The organism is Vibrio sp. 2134-1 (assembly GCF_033339495.1).
Genome location: NZ_JAWOUS010000202.1, coordinates 1 through 917, shown reverse-complemented (window position 1 = coordinate 917; position 917 = coordinate 1). Strand labels below are relative to the sequence as shown.

The window sequence follows — 917 nt, the reverse complement described above, 5'->3', positions numbered from 1 at the left end:
CACAGAGATCATAGAACTATCGCCAAACGACCGCACATACGTAAAAGATATTCTTGAGAAGCCAACTCCGAAATCGAGCTTCCTAGCGATTGGTTTTGGTTACGAAAGTAATGGCTTCGTGATTGAAAACGACGACGGTTGGGATGCGGGGCCTGATTATGATCCTCGCCAACGCCCTTGGTTTATCGCAGCCAAAAACAAAGGCGATTTGGTGGTTACCGACCCTTATGTTGATGCTTCATCTAAGAATGTGATCATCTCTGTTGGTACGCCAGTAAAACAAAACGGCCAGTTCTTAGCGGGCATGTTTTACGACCTAGAGCTAACTACCCTTTCTGACCTAGTTAACCAAGTGAACCTGTTTGATGCTGGTTACTTGTTCTTAGTCACTGACGATGGCACGACGATTGCGCACCCGCAAAGTAAGTACAACGGTGAAAAGCTCAATAGCTACCTACCGCAAGTTGACTTAAATAAGGCGACTCAACACATCGAAGTTGATAACAATCCTTACATGGTTAGCCTTACTCATATCCCAAGTGAGAACTGGTACGTGGGCGCAATCATTGATGAAACGGCAGCTTACTCAGTGGTTGGAGAGCTACGTAATAGCGCGATCATTTACTCAATCATCGCTGTACTTGCTTCAGTTATCGCATTAACACTTCTGATCAGAACCCTAATGCGCCCGCTAGATACACTAAACACGGCAATTAAAGACGTCGCATCTGGCAAAGGTGATTTAACGCAACGCCTAGAAACTGACACCGATCAGGAGTTTTCTGAGCTAGCGAAAAACTTCAACACCTTCATGGAAAATCTTCAGCAGCAGATCATTGAATCGAAATCGATCTCTGATCAGATTCTTACTGGCACTCAAATCACGGCAGAAGGCGCACGCGACTCCGCTGGTGCCA

Annotated in this window: 1 protein-coding gene; it reads left to right on the top strand. The window is 45.8% G+C overall.

Annotation, left to right across the window (positions count from 1 at the left end):
* The coding region (locus R7R78_RS24935; protein WP_225474476.1) for a methyl-accepting chemotaxis protein at window positions 1-917 on the top strand (917 nt) is incomplete at both ends.